The organism is Rhizobium sp. CG4, assembly GCF_023701965.1.
Taxonomy (GTDB): Bacteria; Pseudomonadota; Alphaproteobacteria; order Rhizobiales; family Rhizobiaceae; genus Agrobacterium.
In genome coordinates this window covers 47,434-64,586 of record NZ_JABAEG010000004.1, presented here as the reverse complement: position 1 = coordinate 64,586, position 17,153 = coordinate 47,434, and the positions used below count along the sequence as shown (strand labels likewise).

Genomic DNA, 17,153 nt, shown 5'->3' with positions numbered 1-17,153 from the left:
GTTTCTCGTATCCATTTCCAATCAGCAGATTGTCGCTAGTACCATCCCTGATTGTTTCCTGCAGCCTTGAGTCAAGACCAGCCCCAGATTGACAAGCCAGATGTTGCCGCGGAGCGGGCAGGGCGACACCGCCGCGTCGCCCTCGGCTCAGTTTAAGCCCGCATGGCCTCCTGCAGGTGTTCGTCGATCTTGTCGAGGAAGGCCGTGGTGGAGAGCCATGGCTGGTCCGGGCCTATCAGCAGCGCAAGATCCTTGGTCATGAAGCCGGCTTCGACAGTTTCCACACACACTTGCTCAAGCGTGTGGGCGAACTTTGCCAGTTCCGTATTGTTGTCCAGCTTGGCGCGATGGGCGAGTCCTCGCGTCCACGCGAAGACCGAAGCGATCGAATTGGTAGAGGTTTCCTCACCCTTCTGATGCTGCCGATAATGGCGGGTCACAGTGCCATGGGCAGCTTCCGCCTCGACAGTCTTGCCATCTGGCGTCAATAGAACGGAGGTCATGAGGCCGAGCGAGCCGAAGCCCTGTGCAACGATGTCCGACTGCACGTCGCCATCATAATTCTTGCAGGCCCAGACGTAGCCGCCGGACCACTTGAGCGCCGAAGCGACCATATCGTCGATCAGGCGATGTTCGTACCAAATGCCCGCTTCCTTGAAGCTGGCGGCAAACTCCTCGTCGAACACGGTCTGGAAGATATCCTTGAAGCGACCGTCATAGATTTTGAGAATGGTATTTTTTGTTGAAAGGTAGACAGGCACCTTGCGCTGCAGGCCGTAATTCAACGAAGCGCGGGCGAATTCGGTGATGGAATCGTCGAGATTGTACATGCCAAGTGCCACCCCGGCGGAGGGAGCATCGAACACGTCACGCTCAATCACAGTGCCGTCGTCGCCGACGAACTTCATCGTCAGCTTTCCCTTGCCGGGAAATTTGAAATCGGTTGCACGATACTGATCTCCGAAGGCGTGGCGGCCAACGATGATCGGCTGGGTCCAGCCGGGCACAAGGCGTGGCACGTTTTTGCAGATGATCGGTTCGCGGAAGATCACACCGCCCAGGATGTTGCGGATTGTGCCGTTCGGGCTCTTCCACATCTGCTTCAGGCCGAACTCAGCGACACGCCCCTCGTCAGCGGTGATGGTCGCGCATTTGACGCCGACGCCGTGCTTGCGGATCGCATGTCCCGCATCGATCGTCACCTGGTCATTGGTCGCATCACGGTTCTCGATGCTCAGGTCGTAATATTCGAGATCCACGTCGAGATAGGGGTGGATGAGCTTGTCCTTGATGAACTGCCAGATGATGCGTGTCATCTCATCGCCGTCGAGTTCGACGACGGGGTTTGCAACCTTGATCTTTGCCATTCTGTTCTCCCATGAGACGACGTTGCGCCGCCCCTCCTCAAAGATTTTCGTGTCAGCGCATGTCGCGCATATGGCTTTCCACGCTGCGCAAGTGCTTGCGCATCGCATCCGCAGCCCCGGCGCCGTCGCGATTGGCAATGGCCTCCACGATGCGTTCATGTTCCTCGAATGAATGGTGATTGACCGGAGGGCGCACCGGCGTGTCACGCAACCGTCCCCAGGTGACGGCGCGGCGTACCGCATTCAGCGTGTCGAGCAGCCCAAGAAGGAGTGAGTTCTGCGAAGACTCGCCAATCAGACGATGGAGTCGGTTGTCCCACTGCTCATAGAGCCGCCAGGTCGGCGCCTGCTGCGCCTTGATCATGCAGTTGCGCAGCTCTGCAATCTGGCTCGGTGTGGCATTGAGCGCGGCACAACGGGCGACCTCGGGCTCGAATGCGATGCGGGCTCCCATGACTTCGAGCGGATTGGTCCGATGCACCATGGCGTTGATATCGGCCACCGTATCGATCGGCCGTTCGCCTGTAAAAGTGCCCTTGCCGACATGTCGCCAGACCACCCCTTCCGCCTGCAGGGTTGCCAGCGCTTTGCGCAGCGCACCGCGCCCGATTTCCAGCGCTTCTGCCAGCTCCCGCTCTGGCGGAAGGCGTCCGCCATCCTGCAATTCCGCGGTTGTAAGGAAGTCCCTGAGGCGCGTGAGAACTGCCCCATCCGAAAAGTCTGTCATGCTCAATTTCCGAACCAATTTTTGATTGGTTTGCTTATATCCGGCATATTGGTGCATGTCAACGCGCATGCATGTTAACAAAATACGATAAATTTAAAGCCATAAATAACAGATATTTACCGCAGTAAAGGCTTGTTTTCCGACCCTTCCTATCGCGCCGCAACATGTTTCAATGGTTGACACAATTTATAATTAATGAAGAATTGGTTTCAGATTGGGTTGAGAAAAACACAATTTGGGAGGAATGAGCATGAACACTTATCTCAGACGATTGAGGGCATCGGCCGTGGCCGCAGCCTTCTGCCTTTCAGCAGCAATACCGGGCTTGGCGCTTGCCGAGCCAATGCGCATCGCGTTCGGCGATATCGCAACCGTAGAATCCGTCCATCTACTCGCGGCACTCGAACGCGCCAAGGAGCAGGGCGTCGATGTGCAGGTCACCTTCCTGAAGAGCGAGGATATTGCGGCACAGGCGGTGGTGAGCGGTCAGGCCGACATTGGCATCGGCGGCCCTTACTCCCTTCTCCAGAAGGTGAAGGCGCCGATCCGCATTTTTATGCAGCTTTCCAAGCTCCAGTTCTATCCGGTGGTTAACACCGAGTTCTACAAGGAATGGAAGGATCTTGATGGCCAGGAAATCGCGGTTCACTCCCGCGGTTCAGGTACCGAGGCGATCATGCGCCTTATGGCCGACAAGAACGGCATCAAGTATTCCAACATTTCCTACGTTCCGGGCGCGGAAGTGCGCACCGGCGCCCTGCTTCAGGGCAATGTAAAGGCGACGATCGTCGATTCCTCCGGCAAGCGCGTGCTGGAGAAGGAAGCGCCAGGGAAATTCGGCTTCCTGCCGCTTGGCGAAGTCAGCGCGACCGACGAGGCGCTGTTTGCCAACACTGACTATCTCTCGAAAAACCAGAAGGATGTCGCAATCCTCGTTGAGAGCATTCTGACCACTTGGCGGGAGGTCGCTGCGGATCCTAAGGCGGCCGTTGCGCTACGTGAAAAATACAAGCTTCTTCCCGATGCGACGCCAGACATGTTAGCCGACATTGAGCCTTACTTTAGCGAGGCGGCATCTACCCTTCCGCTCAATGGTGGCGGCGAGGACGCAGCCCGCGACGACTTCGACTTTTACACGGTCTCCGGCGCGCTCGAAGGCAAGTCGGCCGACCTCAAGGTCGAAGACTTCTGGGACCTCACCGCGCTCAATGCAGCACTTGCCAAAGTCGGAACGAAGTGATGCACATGACCACTTCACCCCATAGGGCGAGTGCGACGGGGGGAGCCGCCACCGGCTCCCCCCGGTTCGCCGAAACGATCGCCGAATTCGCCAGACGCCGTAAATCCTTCTGGGTGGTGGCTTCTCTTGCAACTCTTTTCACGATCTGGGAAATCGCGGGAGGCGTCCCGATCAGCTTCGCCTTCCCCACCTTCTTCGACACGCTTTTTGCGCTGTTCGAGATGGCCTACGACGGTACCTTGTTGCGAGCCTATCTCATCACGTTCCAGCCGCTGTTGATCGGCGTTGCCGTCTCAGCCGTGCTTGGCATAGGGCTTGGCATCATCATGGGCCTATCGGACAAGGCGGAATGGCTTCTGGCCCCTGTCTTCATTGTGCTCCAGGCCGCACCAATGGCTGCATTGGTTCCGTTGGTCACCTTTATCTACGGCATTGGTCTGCTCGCCAAGACGCTCGCCGTCATTATGCTGGCCCTGCCGGTCATCGTGCTCAATTCCTACAAGGCCGTTCGTCACGTCAATCCGTCGCTGGTCGACATGTGTCGATCGTTTCAGGGCAATCGCCTCCAGCAGATCTTCAAGATCATCATACCCGACGCTACGCCGGTCCTGTTCGCGGGCTTACGCCTTGGCATAGCCGCGGGCTTCATCGGTGTCATGCTCGCCGAACTGCTGATCACCCCGACCGGTATCGGCGACCTCATCACCTATCATCGCTCGATCGCCAACTACGCCCACATGTACGCGGCCGTCGCATCCATCATTGCCGTTTCGACGCTGACACTCGCTGCCTTGCAATATGTCGAGGTCAATTTCCTGCGTCCCGAAAAGAGGAGAAAATAAGATGGCTCTTTCCATGACGGCCCGCACCATCGATCCGTCGCGCTCGACCATGTCCGACGCCATTGTCGAGGTCCGCGACATCTGCAAACGCTATGGTGACATCGAGGCACTCAGAAACATCAACCTTCAGTTCGAGCGCGGCAAGCTCACCACACTGCTCGGTCCCTCTGGCTGCGGCAAGACCACGCTCCTGAAAATCATCGCGGGCCTTGTGCCTTCAACCTCAGGGGAGATACGGGTCAACGGTAAGGTCGTCACAGGCCCCGGCCCGGAACGTGCCTTCGTGTTCCAGGACTTTGCCCTCATGCCTTGGGCCACCGTGTTGCGAAACGTTGCGTTTGGCCTTGAGCTCAAAGGCGTTCCACAGGCTGAACGCAACCGCGTTGCCAAGCACTATATCAGCGAGGTGGGCCTGACAGGCTTCGAGGAAAAGTATCCGCACGAACTCTCGGGCGGCATGCGCCAACGCGTCGGCATCGCCCGCGCCTTCTCCGTCAATGCGGATGTCCTGTTGCTTGACGAACCCTTCTCAGCCGTCGACGAACAGAACCGTCGAAAGTTCCAGGAAGACCTGCTGCAACTGGTCGAGAAGGAGCGCAAGACTTTTCTCTTTGTCACGCACTCGATCGAAGAGGCCGTCTACGTCTCCGATCGCATCGTTCTGCTTTCGCCGCGCCCTGGTCGCGTCTCCCAGATCATCGAACCCAACATCGATCGCTCCGCTGCACCCGATGTCATCCGCCGCGACAAGGGCTATCTCGATGTGGTCGAAGAGATCTGGCAGGGCCTCAGGCAGTATGCGGAGTAACCGGCCATGAAACTTTTCGGCATCAAAATCCCCATGATGATATCGCTTATCTTCTGGGCGCTGATTTGGGAAATCGTCGGTCGGATGGATGTGATCTTCCTGATCCCGCCGATGAGCTCGATCATCTCGGCCGGCTTTGAGCTGGTCGCGACGAACTCGTGGCAGAACGCATCACTGGTGACGATCCGGTCCTTCGTGTTGGGTATGGCCCTGGCCACCGGCATCGGCGTGCCGCTCGGCATTGCCATGGGCCGTTTCAAGGTCGTTGACAACATTTTCGGCCTTTGGGTCAACATGTTTGTCAGCGCGCCTCTTTCGGCTCTGGTTCCGGTTCTCATGATCCTGTTCGGGCTTGGCGAAACCACGGTGTTCGTCACGGTGTTCCTCTTCGCAGTCTGGATCATCGTGCTTGATGCACGGGCCGGCGTGATGCAGGTTCCGCCGTCGCTCATCGAGATGGGGCGTTGCTACGGCGCATCCCGGCTCACCATCTTCACCAAGATCATCCTCTTCTCAGCCCTTCCGGAAATCCTGGCAGGCATCCGCATCGGTCTCATCCGTGGCGTGAAGGGCGTGGTCATTGGCCAGATCCTGGTATCCATCATCGGATACGGCGAACTCTTCGAGCTCTACTCCCGCAGCTTCGACATGGAGCGCTTCTGGGCTCTGACTATCATCCTCTTCGCGGTGGCAATGCTGCTGTCCGCGGCCGTGGAACTCTTCGAAAAACGCATCGAATATTACGCAGGAGCACGATAATGAACGACATGACCTCAACCAACCCCGCCTACGTCATCAATCCGGCCGCTATTCCGACCCTTCCGGTCGCCGGCAGCCAGGCACTCTTCCCGGTGCACCGCATCTACTGCGTCGGCCGCAACTTCGCCGACCACGCGATCGAGATGGGCCACGATCCAAACAAGGAGCCGCCGTTTTTCTTCCAGAAGAACCCGGACACCTTGGTTCTGTCGGGTACGGATTTCCCTTACCCGGCGCAGAGCAAGGACGTGCATCACGAAGTAGAGCTTGTCGTGGCGCTGAAGAGTGGCGGCAAAGATATCCCGCTTGATAAGGCACTGGACTGCGTCTACGGCTATGCCGTCGGCCTCGACATGACCCGCCGTGATCTGCAGAACGAAGCAAAGAAGCTCGGTCGCCCCTGGGAAACCGGCAAAGCCTTCGAGGCTTCCGCTCCCTGCGGCCCGCTGCATCCCGTGTCCAAGGTGGGACATCCCTCCGCCGGCGCGATCTGGATCAAGGTCAATGGCGAAGTGCGCCAGACGGGCGACCTCAACCAGATGATCTGGAAGGTTCCGGAAATGATTTCCTATCTCTCAGGCCTATTCACGCTGCAACCAGGCGATCTGATCTTCGCGGGCACTCCTGCCGGCGTCGGCGCGATCGTCAAGGGCGATGTCATGGTTGCCCATGTGGACGGCGTCGATGAACTGACCTTTAAGGTTGGCTAATCGCTATGAGCGGCGCGTCACCCGTGCCGCTCATTTTTCTGCCTTTCGACGTCGTGGTCGGCATCACGTCCACTTAGGGACGTCGACGCGTTGTTATGCGTGTAATTTGCCGATCAATACCTCCGCATACGCATCGACAAAAGCCGTATGCTGGTGCGCAGGTGGCAGAAATTTCTCAGCGACCATATGATCGATGAGGCCGAGAAAAGCATGGAAGAAGCCGCGCGTGTTGAGTAGGCAGACAGGCTTGTCGATTTCGGAGAGCCGATTCATCGTCCAGACCTTCATGATTCTTCAAGCGTGCCGATAGCATTCGGGAGTGCGATGAACGCATCTGCCAAGTCTGCCATGCGCTGCTTGCGCTACAGTCGGGGCTGGGCGACCTCATAAAAGTCAGGCCCTCATGAGACTGTCCTTCCTCATGTAGGCACGCTGCGATGACACCGGCACCTCACCGTCGACACCTAACGCAGCGTCCGCGACAATGCCCATTAGCACTTTCGTCGTGCCACCTTAGATCAGCTTGGATACCGGCCTTACCCAGCGCCATTGGCGACGTCTTCCGAACCGCTAAAATTGGAGCAGCAGAAAACGGTGATCGATTTTTATCTCACGGTGGGTCATGGCATTCTTTATTCAGGCCTGGCAGGTGGGAAGACGGATTTGGGGATCATCACATGAGCCCCCGTTGTAACGTTGACGAGTTGGGTGATCCGCACGTCGGCGGCGACGCTGCAGAGCGTGTAGGCATTTGCCGCAGTCATGCCCGTTTGATTGCAGATGAGAGAAATGGCGCTGCGCAAGGCTTCACGAACGGCGAGGTCGAGGTTCTCGCCAAAGCCCATAGCAATCATATGGGTTAGTGTCTCGGCCTAAGGTAGCGGCATCTGTCCAGCTTTGATAACCGTAAAACGGAAACATCCGGTCAATGCAGTTTCAACGGCGGTAAGGCAGACCTCGCCGTCGCCCTGCGCTGCGTGTCCATCTCCAATAGACACGAGCGCCCCTTCAACGGACACCGGCAAATAGAGTGTGGAGCCAGCGGTCAGTTCCTTGTTGTCTAGATTGCCACCGAAATATCCTGGCGCAACCGATGAACGACGACCATCTTCGGCATTGGGAGCCGTCGCCATAACCCCGAAGAATGGCCGTGCTGTTAGTGCACCACCCCAGGGAGTTGCGATGGCTCCTGTTTCCAGATCGATCCCGAAATGCACCGTGTGCGGCTCTCCGAATTCTTCATGCAGCATACCCTTGCCGGGACGAATGATGTTGTAGCCCCAGTTGTCGCGTAATCTGACGTCAAGAATGTCGATCCTGAGCGTATCCCCAGGCATTGCCCCTTTGATTTTGATTGGCCCGGTCAAAATATGAGGGCCAAGCTCCGGCGATAGTGCCCGTTGGATGGATTTGAGTTCCGGACGCACGCAGTATCCGGCGACAGGAGTTTCTTCCGCCGAGCCACTGACGGAATGGACTGTGACGATATCACCATCAGCAATCTCCAGCGCCGGTGGCAGGGTCGCGTCGAGATAACCCCAATGGACCGTATCGATGCTCGGAAGAAGCTCGTGCTCGGTCATGGGTCAAGCCAGCTCGAAACGGATGGGCTGTGCGCCCTCCCATAATGTCTTCTTTCCGAGTGCGGGCAAATTCTCCAATCCCGAGGTTAGCGTGATGAAATGGTTTCCGGCAAGCTGCCCCATTTTGGAGGAGAAGTCGACGCCGCCATAGGCGAGCAGGATTTCGGTTTCACTGATGCCACCCGGATAGAGGATGATGTGACCTGGAGCCGGGTGGCTGGTGTGGTTCTCGTAGCCGACGCCGAAGTCTTCGTCGCCCAGCGGCACCCACACTCCTTCGCCACTCCAGCGGACATGGACGATTTGGCTTTCATAAGGAAGGCGTTTGAGGAAAGCTGCCGAGGTTTTTGGCGCACTTCCGGTTTCGAGGCGGGCGTCGAAGGTAAACGGGCCTGCCGTGATTTTGAGCTTAGTCATGGGATTGTCCCTCTGAGGTTCGGCTCCGTCGTGGTAGAGGAGGCGAGGATGCGGTTGTTTGGAAAGATCAGCCGTTGGCGGCGAAGTTATCGTTGCGCACTGCCCAACCAGTGACCCGTGCCTCTATGGCCGAGAAGATGATGTAGAGGGCGACGCCGAGAGCCGCGAGAATGAACAGCCCGGCGAACACCAGAGGCACGTCGAAGCTGGAGCTGGCGATCATCATCAGGTTGCCGATGCCGCGATTGGAGGCGACGGTTTCGGCGATGACCGTTCCGACGAATGCGAGCGTGGCGGCAACTTTCAGCGAAGCGAAGAAGTAGGGCATGGTCCGAGGCAACCCGATATTCCAGAGGATTTCGAGTTTCGTCGCCTTCAATGTCCGCATCACGTCCTGCAACTCGGGTTCCGTCGAGGCAAGGCCGGTCGCCACATTGACGACGATCGGGAAAATGCACATCACCATCGCCGTCAGGATCGCCGGAACCGTTCCCGCTCCAAACCAGAGCACTAGGATCGGCACGATCGCAACCTTGGGGATCGAGGAAAAGCCGACCAGCATTGGATAAGCGACGTCATAGGCAAGCTTTGACGATCCAATGAGCATGCCGAGTAGCACACAAATAATGATGCCGAGACCGAGGCCGACCAGCGTCGTGTAAATAGTCTGAAACGCATGCGGCCAGATCGACGGGAACTGGCTTACCAAGGTGTAGAGGGCCTGTGTTGGGCGGGGCAGGACCATTTCCGAGATCCCGAAGGCGAGGCAGATGACTTCCCAGGCGATGAAAAAGCCGAATATGCAGCAGGCGGAAAGAAGGCGACGTCTGGTATCCGGCTTCATGACTGATGCTCCTTGACGGCCCGTGCCGCGACGATGCGCTCGCGAAGCCTTTGCGTGAGGGAAACGAATTCGGGTTCGAAGGAAACATCGATGGTTCGCGGCCGGGCGAAAGGCACGGTGCTGTCTTCGATGATTCGACCCGGGCGCGCCTGCATGACGCAGATGCGGGATGCGAGGTAGGCGGCCTCCTTGAGATCATGGGTGACGAGCAGCACCGTCGGTTTTTTGTCGATCCAGAGGTTCTGCATGATCTCCCAGAGCTCCTCGCGGGTGAACTGATCGAGTGCGCCGAAAGGCTCGTCGAGCAGGAGCAGGGTGGGATCGTGGATCAGCGCCCGGCAGAGTGAAGCGCGCTGTTGCATGCCGCCCGAAAGCTGCCAGGGAAATTTGTCTCCGAAGCCAGTCAGGCCCACCTGCTTCAGGAGCGCCTCGGCACGATCCCGATATTCACCGCTCTTCTTCTTCGAATAGGTTTGTTTAAACGGAGAGACGATCTTTAGCGGCATCATTACGTTGTCGCGGATGTTGAGCCAGGGCAACAGTGTCGGGTTCTGGAAGGCCATGCCGATCCGAACGTTATTCGCACCGATTTCACGGCCGGCAACGAAGATGTGTCCCTGGGATGGCGAGAGCGTTCCCGCCACCAGCTTGAGGATCGTCGACTTGCCGCAGCCAGAGGGACCGACGAGAGCGACGAATTCGCCATTCTCGATCCTAAGCGACGTTTCCGCCAGTGCTACGGTCTTGTTCTTCTCGCCACCGAAGGTGACGTTCACCCTTTCCAGATCGATAATAGCATTACGGACTGCGATTTCGGTAGCGAGAGCTGATGTCATGCCGCAGCACTCCCCTTGTTCGTTGCTGTTTGAGACGTGACGGCTGCCATCGTCTGATCTGCGTGGCGGACGTCTGGCGTCGGCATCGCCTGAATGTCGTGGACCGAGCGCCCCCAGCCTCGTGCGTCTTCCTGAAGCTTGCGGTTCTTCATGGCGAAGCGGCCGCGGACGATCGTATGGATCGGAAGAGCGGTTGTCTCCATGCCGTGCCAGGGAGAAATCTTGGCGGTGGACTGGATCAGGTTGTCATCGACTGTCCAGGTGCGGTTGGTGTCGACGATAGCGATATCGGCGTCGGAGCCGACCATCAGCGCGCCCTTTTTCGGGAAGAGACCCCAGCACTTGGCGGGGTTTTCCGCGCTCCAGCGAACGTAATCGGAGACGCTTGCGTTGCGGCGCGCGACTTCCGTCAGCATCAGCGGCATTTGGGTTTCTACGCCCGGGAAGCCGCAATCAACCGTCCAGATGTCTTCACGTGTTTTTTCCTCAATGGAATGCGGGGCATGGTCGGTGGCAATCATGTCGATCGTGCCGTCCACTAGCGCCTGCCAGATCGGGTCCTGGTTCTCCGCTTCTCGGACTGGCGGATTGACGCGGATCACGCCGCGCTTTTCCTCATAGTCGTCGGCTGAGAGGACCAGATATTGCGGGCAGGTCTCGCCGGTGATGTCAACGCCGCGTGCCTTGGCTTCTGCGAGAGGCCGTAATTCGGCCGCAGAGGAGATGTGAAGGATGTGGATGCGGGCACCCGTCCATTCGGCGAGGATCGCAGCGCGGGCCACGGCCTCGGTGGCGACCACGGCCGGACGTGCGGCAAGATGCGCAAGCGCATCGGTGCGCCCCATCTGGCGAAGGCGTGCCTCGCGACGCTCCATGATCGAGTTCGTCTCGGCATGAAGCGAGATGCGCTTACCCGTAGGAGCGACGATCTCGAACAGTTCCAGCATTGCACCAGTGCTTGGCGACGGGATGCGGCCGAAGGTGTTGCCCATGTAGCATTTGAACCCGATGACGCCGCCATCGACCAGATCATGGATGTGCGGCAGGCTGTCTTCGCCGAGCACGGCGTAGAGGCCGTAGTCAACATGTGCCTTCGCGCTGGCGATTGCATGCTTTTCCTTAAGTGATTTCGCGTCGGAGATCGCTGGCAGGGTGTTCGGCATGTCGAAAACCGTGGTGACGCCGCCGAATGCCGCGGCCGCCGTGCCACTGGCGAAGTCTTCCTTCTGGGCATAGCCCGGATCGCGAAAATGAACATGGACGTCGATTGCACCGGGAAGAATGTGGAGGCCGGTTGCGTCGAGCGTTTCCTTCGCGGCAGGCATGGCACACTGCTCGCCGATGGCGAGGATTGTGCCGTCCTTGATGGCGATACTAGCCTTGTATTCGGTGTCCGGCGAAACGATGGTGCCGCCGTGGATGACGAGGTCTGCGGTGGTATCTGCGGTCATGACTTAGAACCTTCCTTAAAGTGCTGCCCAGCCGCCGTCGACCGGGATATCCGCGCCGGTGATCTGGCGCGATACGTCGCTGGCAAAGAACAGGCAGGCATTGGCGACATCTTCGTCGACGGTAATGCGCCTCAGCGCGTAATCCTCGGCGTGACGGATCGCGGCTTCCTCTTCGGTGATGCCGAGCTTCTGCGCCATGGTCTTGCAGACCTTGTCACGGAAGCGGGGCCCATCGACCATGCCGGGTGCGACGTTGTTGACGTTAATGTTGTGCTGGCCGACCTCAAGTGCGAAGCTTTTGGTGATGCCGCGCAGACCCCACTTGGATGCCGAGTAGGCCAAGCGACCGGAGCGTCCCCTCATGCCGAAGGTGCCGCCCACATTGACAACCTTGCCATAGCGGTTCTCAATCATCGACGGCAGGACCGCGCGGATCGTATGGAAGCAGCCGTTCATGTTAAGCGTGACGATCTCGTCGAATTCTTCCGGCGTGGTTTCGACTCCGGTCTTGCCCATAGGACCGGAGCCGCCTGCGACATTGACCAGAACGTCGATGCGGCCGAAAGCCTCGACAGTTTTCTCAGCCGCCACATCGCATTGGCCCGCATCGGTGAGATCGCAGCCGATAACGATGACGGAGCAACCCTTGAAACGGGCGTCTTTAGCCACAGGTTCGATCGCTGCCGTGTCGCGACCGACAAGTGCGAGCTTAGAGCCCTCCCGGGCAAAGGCCAGCGTGATTGCCGCGCCCATGCCCTTGGCGGGGCCGGTGATAAAGACGACCTTATCCTTCAGCATCAAGTCCATGATGTTGCTCCGTTCGTTGTGTATGGAGAAAGGGGGACGGCGCACTGCGCCGTCGGTTACTTGACCGAGGTCAGAAGCTCGCTCTTGGCAGGCAGGAAGCTACGGTCGAAGACCTCGCCGACCGTCGGGCTGCGCGGCAGGCTATTGGCGTCTACAAGGATGTCGATCGACTTCGCCAGACGTGCTTCGTCGATATCACCGAGGCCGACGGTCGCAAGTTCCGGATGCGCCATCTCATCGGCCAGGGTCGCATCAAAGCGTTCGCGTTCTACGTCGGACTTGATCAGCGGCTCGCGGGCCTTCACAGAGGCGATGGCAGCCTCGGGATCTTTGATCGCGTCCTTGATGCTCTTGTTCAGCGCGCGCAGGAAACCCTTGATGGCATCGGGGTGATCCTTCATGAAGGTCTTCGAGACAATGATGGCGTTTGAGTAGAGGTCCATGCCGTAGTCGCCGTAGTTTATGAAGCGGATATCCTTGTCCGGATTGACGCCGATCAGCTTGGCGCTGAAGCGGATGGTGTTGACGTATCCGAAGACGCCGTCGACCTGGCCTTTCATCAGCATCTGCTCGCGCAGGTTCGGCTGCATGTTGGTGATCTCGACCGTGGAGCAATCCGTCTTGGTGATCGAGCAGAGAGCCGGGAATAGCTTCAGCGCGCCGTCGTTGGCGGCTCCGCCTAACGTGTGCCCCGCGAAGTCAGCAGGCGTCTTGATCGGGCTGTCGGCCTTGACGGCAACGGTAAAGGGCGGCTGATTATACATCATGAAGACGCCAACCGGGGCATCTTCCGGCTTCTTTGCCGCAAACTCGATTAGCGCGTTGATGTCGCCGAAGCCCATGTCGTAAGCACCATTGGCGACCAACGGGACCGCGGCACCCGAGCCATTACCTTGGTCCATCGTGACGTTCAGGCCTTCTTCCTTGAAGTAGCCCTTGTCCTCTGCCAGAAACAGCAAGCCCTGCGGTCCCTGATATTTCCAGTTCAGGACCAGCTTGATGTTGGTTTCCGCATGCGCGACCGCGGAAGCGCCAACCGTAGCAAGCGCCGTCATCGCAGCGAGTGCTACCATGCGGGCGTGTGTCTTCATCTGATGGTGAGCCATTCTCTGTTCCCTTGATCTGGTGGTTGGGGGCCGCCTTGTCCGGCTGCTCTTTCGTCTGTGTTGCAATGCAGAAGTGCCACTATTCAGTGAACACATCTACCGCTATTATCGTGCATCAGCGGTGACAAAAAGGCCTCACTGAGGAGGAACGCCATGCGACATCTCAAGCTTTTAGAGCAAGTCTCGGAAATCGCCCGTGCCGGTTCGATCCGTCAGGCGGCGGAAAAGATGAACATCACGGCATCAGCGATGAACAGGAAAATCCAGGACCTCGAGCTTGAGATCGGAACGCCGATTTTCGAACGTCGAGCGCGTGGCGTGAGGCTGACGGCCGCCGGAGAGATGTTTGTCCGCTATGCACGTAGCCAGATCGCCGATGCGGAACGCCTGAGCTCCCAGGTCGAAGACTTGCGAGGACTGCGCCGTGGTCCCGTGAAAATCGCCTGCAGTCAGGCACTTGCGCTCGACTTCCTGCCCTCCCAGATCGGCGAGTTCAGAAAGGCCAATCCGCGCCTCGTGTTCAACATCAAGGTCATGGATCACAATGCCGCGATCAATGCTCTGATCGACTACGACGTCGATCTCGCGATCGTCTACCGCGCAGCCATGCGCCCCGCAGTTCGAATTCTGGCCTCGGTTCCGCAAAGACTCGTCGCGATCATGCGCGATGACCATCCGTTGGCTAGCAAAGAGATTTTGCGCCTCTCCGACTGCGTCGGGCATCCGTTGGCACTGCCGGACCAAAGTCTTGGCGGACGCCAGGTTCTTGATGAAGTTATTGCAAGGCGCGACTTTAGGTTCGACGTCATGGCCGAATCTAATTCCTTTGAGATGCTCCGCGGCCTTGTGCTGCGCGGCAACATGATCTCCTTCCAGATTGACGTTGGCGCGCCGCGCGAAGAGTTCGGCATGGGTGTGGTTGGTCGGCCAATCGATGAACGCGATATCCCGCGATCCGACCTCGTGATGTGCCAGTTGCGCGGACGCATCCTGCCACTTGCCGCGGCAAGTTTTGCTGAGCGCATCGTGAAAGCGACAGCCAAGTAGAAGTTGTCCGCTATTGGCGCACAGTGGCCGAGGGCTCATAATTGTTGACTGCTCATCAATCGGCTTTGGGGCCGCGGGCTTATTTCTGTACCCGCTCGTGCAGGCAACCGTTGCGTTAAGTTAGGTGGCCAGACTTGGTGAGTTCAATATTGGCATGATACCGACAAGAGCTTCGGCTTTACCGCAAAGCACCGCGCTCAGCGAAGACGCGCGTAACCTCGGCCATGTTGTCTGTGCCCCAAGAGCAAAGCGGCACTAAGGCTTCGGCCAAGCTCCTGCCCAGTGGGGTCAGACTGTAGTCGACGCGCGGCGGGACCTCTTTGTAGTCAGTCCGCCTCACGAGACCGTCAGCCTCCAACTCCTTGAGCTGTTGGATTAGGACTTTGTCGCTTACGTCTCGCACTGCGCGCCGAAGCGCACCGTAGCGGGTCGGGCCACCCTGGGCGACGAAGTACAAGATCAACGGTTTCCACTTCCCCGATATGACACGCAAGGTTGCGTCAAGTCCGCAGGTAAAGCCGGCCAGTGTCGGGGTGCAGGTCTCCGAAGGTGGTTCGGCCGCCGTCGGTGATACGGATGGGTGTGATCGATTTGACATTTCTAGGTACTTACCAAAAGGTGCATACTTGTCAATGGGTGCGTAGGTCGCCAGCTTAGTGTGATTACAACAAAGGAGCGCGACATGGGCAGACTACAGGGTAAGACAGCAGTTATAACGGGTGGCGGAAGCGGTATAGGTTTTGGAGCCGCCAAGCGGTTTATTGAGGAGGGGGCATTCGTTTATATTTTTGGCCGTCGGCAACAAACGCTTGATGCCGCCGTTGCGCAACTTGGATCCTCAGCGCAGGCGGTCCAGGGCTCAGTGACCGATCTCTCCGACCTCGACCGTCTTTATGAAAAGGTAAAAAACGAGCGGGGCGGGCTCGACATACTCCTTGCTAACGCAGGAACCGGAGCGTTTGCGCCGCTCGGCGAGATTACGCCCGAGCACTATGACCAGATATTTGACCTCAATGTAAAGGGCACGGTCTTTACGGTACAAAAGGCACTGCCACTCATGACGGCGGGTGCCTCGATTATTTTGACGGGTTCAAGCACGGGTGTGATGGGGACACCGGCGTTCAGCATCTATAGTGCGACCAAAGCCGCGGTTCGAAACCTAGCGCGCAGTTGGGCGCTAGACCTGCGAGGTACCGGCATCCGTGTCAATGTGATGTCACCTGGCCCGATCACCACAGAGTTGGCACTGGAAGTTCTCGGTGACGAAGGGATGAACGCAATCGGAGCGACGACGGTGCTTGGTCGTATGGGCGAGCCATCTGAGACAGGCGGTGTTGCAGCGTTTCTGGCATCTTCAGATTCCAGTTTCATGACGGGCGGCGAAGTCTTCGTTGATGGCGGCTTAGCGCAGGTCTGACACCAAGCCGCTGATGAATAGCGACACTGTTTCGTGAACTTGCCGCAGCGAATGAGCGCGTTCGGATAATCATGCCGTCTGCGCGGCTCGGAAAGAAATGCAAACTTTATATCTCCTCTACTGTGTCAATTGGCGAGCATCTTGGATGCTCGCCAATTGACGTCTGCGGACACCTTCATTTGCGATTATTCACGAAGATCCTGCCAATCGTGTTGAGCAGCAGCTGAGCCGCAAGAATGGCAGTGGAACCAGTGTGGTCATAATCCGGCGCGACTTCGACAAGATCGACGCCGACGATCGTACCGCGCTTCGCAAGCCCTGCGATCAATTCCAGCACTTCATAATAGATAAAGCCGCCATGGCTCGGTGTGCCGGTGCCCGGTGCGATTGATGGATCGAATCCATCGATATCAATGGTAAGGTAATAGCGTTTGCCGGCCGGAATGCGCTCCAGAACGGCGTCGACGCCGAGCTTGCGGATCTGCCGCACAGAAAGAATGTCCGAGCCCTTTGCGCGCGCATCGTCATAACCTTCCTTGGCAGTGGAAGAGACGTTGCGGATCCCGAGCTGCGTCATGCCAGTGACCCAAGGTTTTTCCGAGGCTCGGCGCAGCGGACTGCCATGGCCGAAGCGGACACCGTGGCGCTCATCAACGAAGTCCAGGTGCGCGTCGAACTGTACGACATGGATTGGCTCCTGCTCGCTGAAGGCGTTGATGCAGGGGATGTTGATCGAATGGTCGCCGCCGAGGACGACAGGCAGGGCGTTAGCCGCCAGAATTTTGCGCACGCCATATTCGATATTGGCATGGCTGCTTATCGTGTCGGTGTGGATGATATCGGCATCGCCGAGATCGACCATGCGAACGCCTTCCAGGTAGGTGACGTCGTCCTCGTGGTCATAGGCGCCGGCATGGCCGAAGGCAAACAACGTTGAGGCCTCCCGGATGCCACGCGGCCCGAAACGGGCGCCGGACCTCCATTGTGTGCCGAAATCGAAGGGCGCGCCGAGGATCGCGACATCGGCTTCGATCTGGTCCCAGTTTTCCACATAGGGGCTTTTGGCGAAGGTCGAGATGCCTACGAACGGCAGGTTCAGCCGTCCGGAATCATATCCGTGGGAGGCCATTACAGTTCCTTTCAAAATGGTTAGGGCACAGGGGCCGTAAATTTTCAGGCAATTGGTGGGAAG

19 protein-coding genes and 1 pseudogene are annotated in these 17,153 nt (G+C 58.2%); 7 read left to right on the top strand and 13 right to left on the bottom strand.

Translation table 11 applies throughout. The features are described 5' to 3' along the window. Window positions 1-152: 152 nt before the first annotated feature. Complete coding sequence (locus HGO37_RS13630; RefSeq protein ID WP_250983765.1) at window positions 153-1,367, bottom strand: NADP-dependent isocitrate dehydrogenase; 1,215 nt, start codon at window positions 1,365-1,367, stop codon at window positions 153-155. A gap of 52 nt (window positions 1,368-1,419) precedes the next feature. After that, window positions 1,420-2,094, bottom strand: coding sequence for a FadR/GntR family transcriptional regulator (locus HGO37_RS13625; RefSeq protein ID WP_192489995.1), 675 nt, complete (start codon window positions 2,092-2,094; stop codon window positions 1,420-1,422). A gap of 250 nt (window positions 2,095-2,344) precedes the next feature. On the opposite strand from HGO37_RS13625, the gene HGO37_RS13620 reads away from it, so the two are divergent. From HGO37_RS13620 to HGO37_RS13600, 5 genes are read left to right on the top strand one after another with little or no spacing between them, the layout of a single operon-like run. Further along, window positions 2,345-3,334, top strand: a complete 990-nt coding sequence (locus HGO37_RS13620) for an ABC transporter substrate-binding protein (RefSeq protein ID WP_250983764.1) — start codon at window positions 2,345-2,347, stop codon at window positions 3,332-3,334. Beyond that, the gene (locus tag HGO37_RS13615; RefSeq protein WP_250983763.1) at window positions 3,334-4,176 is read left to right on the top strand and encodes an ABC transporter permease; all 843 of its coding nucleotides are present in this window, start codon (window positions 3,334-3,336) and stop codon (window positions 4,174-4,176) included. The genes HGO37_RS13620 and HGO37_RS13615 overlap by 1 nt, the downstream gene beginning before the upstream one ends. A 1-nt stretch (window position 4,177) precedes the next feature. Next, on the top strand, window positions 4,178-4,984 hold the full coding sequence (locus HGO37_RS13610) for an ABC transporter ATP-binding protein (protein ID WP_246788056.1): 807 nt from the start codon (window positions 4,178-4,180) through the stop codon (window positions 4,982-4,984). Between the two features lie 6 nt (window positions 4,985-4,990). After that, window positions 4,991-5,743 (top strand): ABC transporter permease, encoded by a 753-nt coding sequence (locus tag HGO37_RS13605; protein ID WP_250983762.1) that lies wholly within the window; start codon window positions 4,991-4,993, stop codon window positions 5,741-5,743. After that, a complete protein-coding gene (locus HGO37_RS13600) occupies window positions 5,743-6,453 on the top strand; it encodes a fumarylacetoacetate hydrolase family protein (RefSeq protein ID WP_250983761.1) in 711 nt (236 codons plus the stop codon). Before HGO37_RS13605 ends, HGO37_RS13600 begins: the two co-directional genes overlap by 1 nt. Before the next feature lie 93 nt (window positions 6,454-6,546). Here HGO37_RS13600 and HGO37_RS13595 read toward each other — a convergent pair. The 9 genes and pseudogenes from HGO37_RS13595 to HGO37_RS13560 all read right to left on the bottom strand — a co-directional run bounded on the left by HGO37_RS13595 (window position 6,547) and on the right by HGO37_RS13560 (window position 13,497). Further along, a pseudogene (locus HGO37_RS13595) lies at window positions 6,547-6,803 on the bottom strand (LOG family protein). A 282-nt stretch (window positions 6,804-7,085) separates the two neighbouring features. Next, complete coding sequence (locus tag HGO37_RS26510) at window positions 7,086-7,307, bottom strand: acetamidase/formamidase family protein (RefSeq protein WP_352230569.1); 222 nt, start codon at window positions 7,305-7,307, stop codon at window positions 7,086-7,088. Between the two features lie 18 nt (window positions 7,308-7,325). Then, window positions 7,326-8,036, bottom strand: a complete 711-nt coding sequence (locus HGO37_RS13590) for an acetamidase/formamidase family protein (protein ID WP_352230568.1) — start codon at window positions 8,034-8,036, stop codon at window positions 7,326-7,328. A gap of 3 nt (window positions 8,037-8,039) precedes the next feature. Beyond that, the gene (locus tag HGO37_RS13585) at window positions 8,040-8,453 is read right to left on the bottom strand and encodes a DUF3830 family protein (RefSeq protein ID WP_250983760.1); all 414 of its coding nucleotides are present in this window, start codon (window positions 8,451-8,453) and stop codon (window positions 8,040-8,042) included. A gap of 67 nt (window positions 8,454-8,520) precedes the next feature. Next, window positions 8,521-9,297, bottom strand: coding sequence for an ABC transporter permease (locus tag HGO37_RS13580; RefSeq protein WP_250983759.1), 777 nt, complete (start codon window positions 9,295-9,297; stop codon window positions 8,521-8,523). Beyond that, complete coding sequence (locus HGO37_RS13575; protein WP_192490003.1) at window positions 9,294-10,133, bottom strand: ABC transporter ATP-binding protein; 840 nt, start codon at window positions 10,131-10,133, stop codon at window positions 9,294-9,296. The genes HGO37_RS13580 and HGO37_RS13575 overlap by 4 nt, the downstream gene beginning before the upstream one ends. After that, window positions 10,130-11,584, bottom strand: coding sequence for an allantoinase AllB (allB, locus tag HGO37_RS13570; protein ID WP_250983758.1), 1,455 nt, complete (start codon window positions 11,582-11,584; stop codon window positions 10,130-10,132). The genes HGO37_RS13575 and allB overlap by 4 nt, the downstream gene beginning before the upstream one ends. Before the next feature lie 15 nt (window positions 11,585-11,599). After that, complete coding sequence (locus tag HGO37_RS13565; protein ID WP_250983757.1) at window positions 11,600-12,391, bottom strand: SDR family NAD(P)-dependent oxidoreductase; 792 nt, start codon at window positions 12,389-12,391, stop codon at window positions 11,600-11,602. A 56-nt stretch (window positions 12,392-12,447) separates the two neighbouring features. Next, the gene (locus HGO37_RS13560; RefSeq protein WP_250983756.1) at window positions 12,448-13,497 is read right to left on the bottom strand and encodes an ABC transporter substrate-binding protein; all 1,050 of its coding nucleotides are present in this window, start codon (window positions 13,495-13,497) and stop codon (window positions 12,448-12,450) included. Window positions 13,498-13,650: 153 nt separating this feature from the next. Between HGO37_RS13560 and HGO37_RS13555 the strand changes: the two genes are divergently transcribed. Continuing rightward, window positions 13,651-14,544 (top strand): LysR family transcriptional regulator, encoded by an 894-nt coding sequence (locus HGO37_RS13555; protein ID WP_250983755.1) that lies wholly within the window; start codon window positions 13,651-13,653, stop codon window positions 14,542-14,544. Between the two features lie 178 nt (window positions 14,545-14,722). Here the strand turns inward: HGO37_RS13555 and HGO37_RS13550 are convergent, their stop codons facing one another. Beyond that, window positions 14,723-15,070: a winged helix-turn-helix transcriptional regulator gene (locus tag HGO37_RS13550; protein ID WP_192490007.1), complete on the bottom strand. Its 348-nt coding sequence runs from the start codon at window positions 15,068-15,070 to the stop codon at window positions 14,723-14,725. A 156-nt stretch (window positions 15,071-15,226) separates the two neighbouring features. Between HGO37_RS13550 and HGO37_RS13545 the strand changes: the two genes are divergently transcribed. After that, window positions 15,227-15,961, top strand: a complete 735-nt coding sequence (locus tag HGO37_RS13545) for an SDR family NAD(P)-dependent oxidoreductase (protein ID WP_250983754.1) — start codon at window positions 15,227-15,229, stop codon at window positions 15,959-15,961. 175 nt (window positions 15,962-16,136) lie between these two features. Here the strand turns inward: HGO37_RS13545 and speB are convergent, their stop codons facing one another. Then, complete coding sequence (gene speB, locus HGO37_RS13540; protein WP_250983753.1) at window positions 16,137-17,090, bottom strand: agmatinase; 954 nt, start codon at window positions 17,088-17,090, stop codon at window positions 16,137-16,139. Window positions 17,091-17,153 lie beyond the last annotated feature (63 nt).

Coding starts and splice junctions, on each gene's coding strand:
- HGO37_RS13575 (WP_192490003.1), bottom strand. CDS start 10,133: ATGACATCAGCTCTCGCTACCGAAATCGCAGTCCGTAATGCTATTATC.
- HGO37_RS13615 (WP_250983763.1), top strand. CDS start 3,334: ATGCACATGACCACTTCACCCCATAGGGCGAGTGCGACGGGGGGAGCC.
- HGO37_RS13630 (WP_250983765.1), bottom strand. CDS start 1,367: ATGGCAAAGATCAAGGTTGCAAACCCCGTCGTCGAACTCGACGGCGAT.
- HGO37_RS13560 (WP_250983756.1), bottom strand. CDS start 13,497: ATGGCTCACCATCAGATGAAGACACACGCCCGCATGGTAGCACTCGCT.
- HGO37_RS13585 (WP_250983760.1), bottom strand. CDS start 8,453: ATGACTAAGCTCAAAATCACGGCAGGCCCGTTTACCTTCGACGCCCGC.
- HGO37_RS13565 (WP_250983757.1), bottom strand. CDS start 12,391: ATGGACTTGATGCTGAAGGATAAGGTCGTCTTTATCACCGGCCCCGCC.
- speB (WP_250983753.1), bottom strand. CDS start 17,090: ATGGCCTCCCACGGATATGATTCCGGACGGCTGAACCTGCCGTTCGTA.
- HGO37_RS13605 (WP_250983762.1), top strand. CDS start 4,991: ATGAAACTTTTCGGCATCAAAATCCCCATGATGATATCGCTTATCTTC.
- HGO37_RS13545 (WP_250983754.1), top strand. CDS start 15,227: ATGGGCAGACTACAGGGTAAGACAGCAGTTATAACGGGTGGCGGAAGC.
- HGO37_RS13555 (WP_250983755.1), top strand. CDS start 13,651: ATGCGACATCTCAAGCTTTTAGAGCAAGTCTCGGAAATCGCCCGTGCC.
- allB (WP_250983758.1), bottom strand. CDS start 11,584: ATGACCGCAGATACCACCGCAGACCTCGTCATCCACGGCGGCACCATC.
- HGO37_RS13625 (WP_192489995.1), bottom strand. CDS start 2,094: ATGACAGACTTTTCGGATGGGGCAGTTCTCACGCGCCTCAGGGACTTC.
- HGO37_RS13590 (WP_352230568.1), bottom strand. CDS start 8,036: ATGACCGAGCACGAGCTTCTTCCGAGCATCGATACGGTCCATTGGGGT.
- HGO37_RS13600 (WP_250983761.1), top strand. CDS start 5,743: ATGAACGACATGACCTCAACCAACCCCGCCTACGTCATCAATCCGGCC.
- HGO37_RS26510 (WP_352230569.1), bottom strand. CDS start 7,307: ATGATTGCTATGGGCTTTGGCGAGAACCTCGACCTCGCCGTTCGTGAA.
- HGO37_RS13620 (WP_250983764.1), top strand. CDS start 2,345: ATGAACACTTATCTCAGACGATTGAGGGCATCGGCCGTGGCCGCAGCC.
- HGO37_RS13610 (WP_246788056.1), top strand. CDS start 4,178: ATGGCTCTTTCCATGACGGCCCGCACCATCGATCCGTCGCGCTCGACC.
- HGO37_RS13580 (WP_250983759.1), bottom strand. CDS start 9,297: ATGAAGCCGGATACCAGACGTCGCCTTCTTTCCGCCTGCTGCATATTC.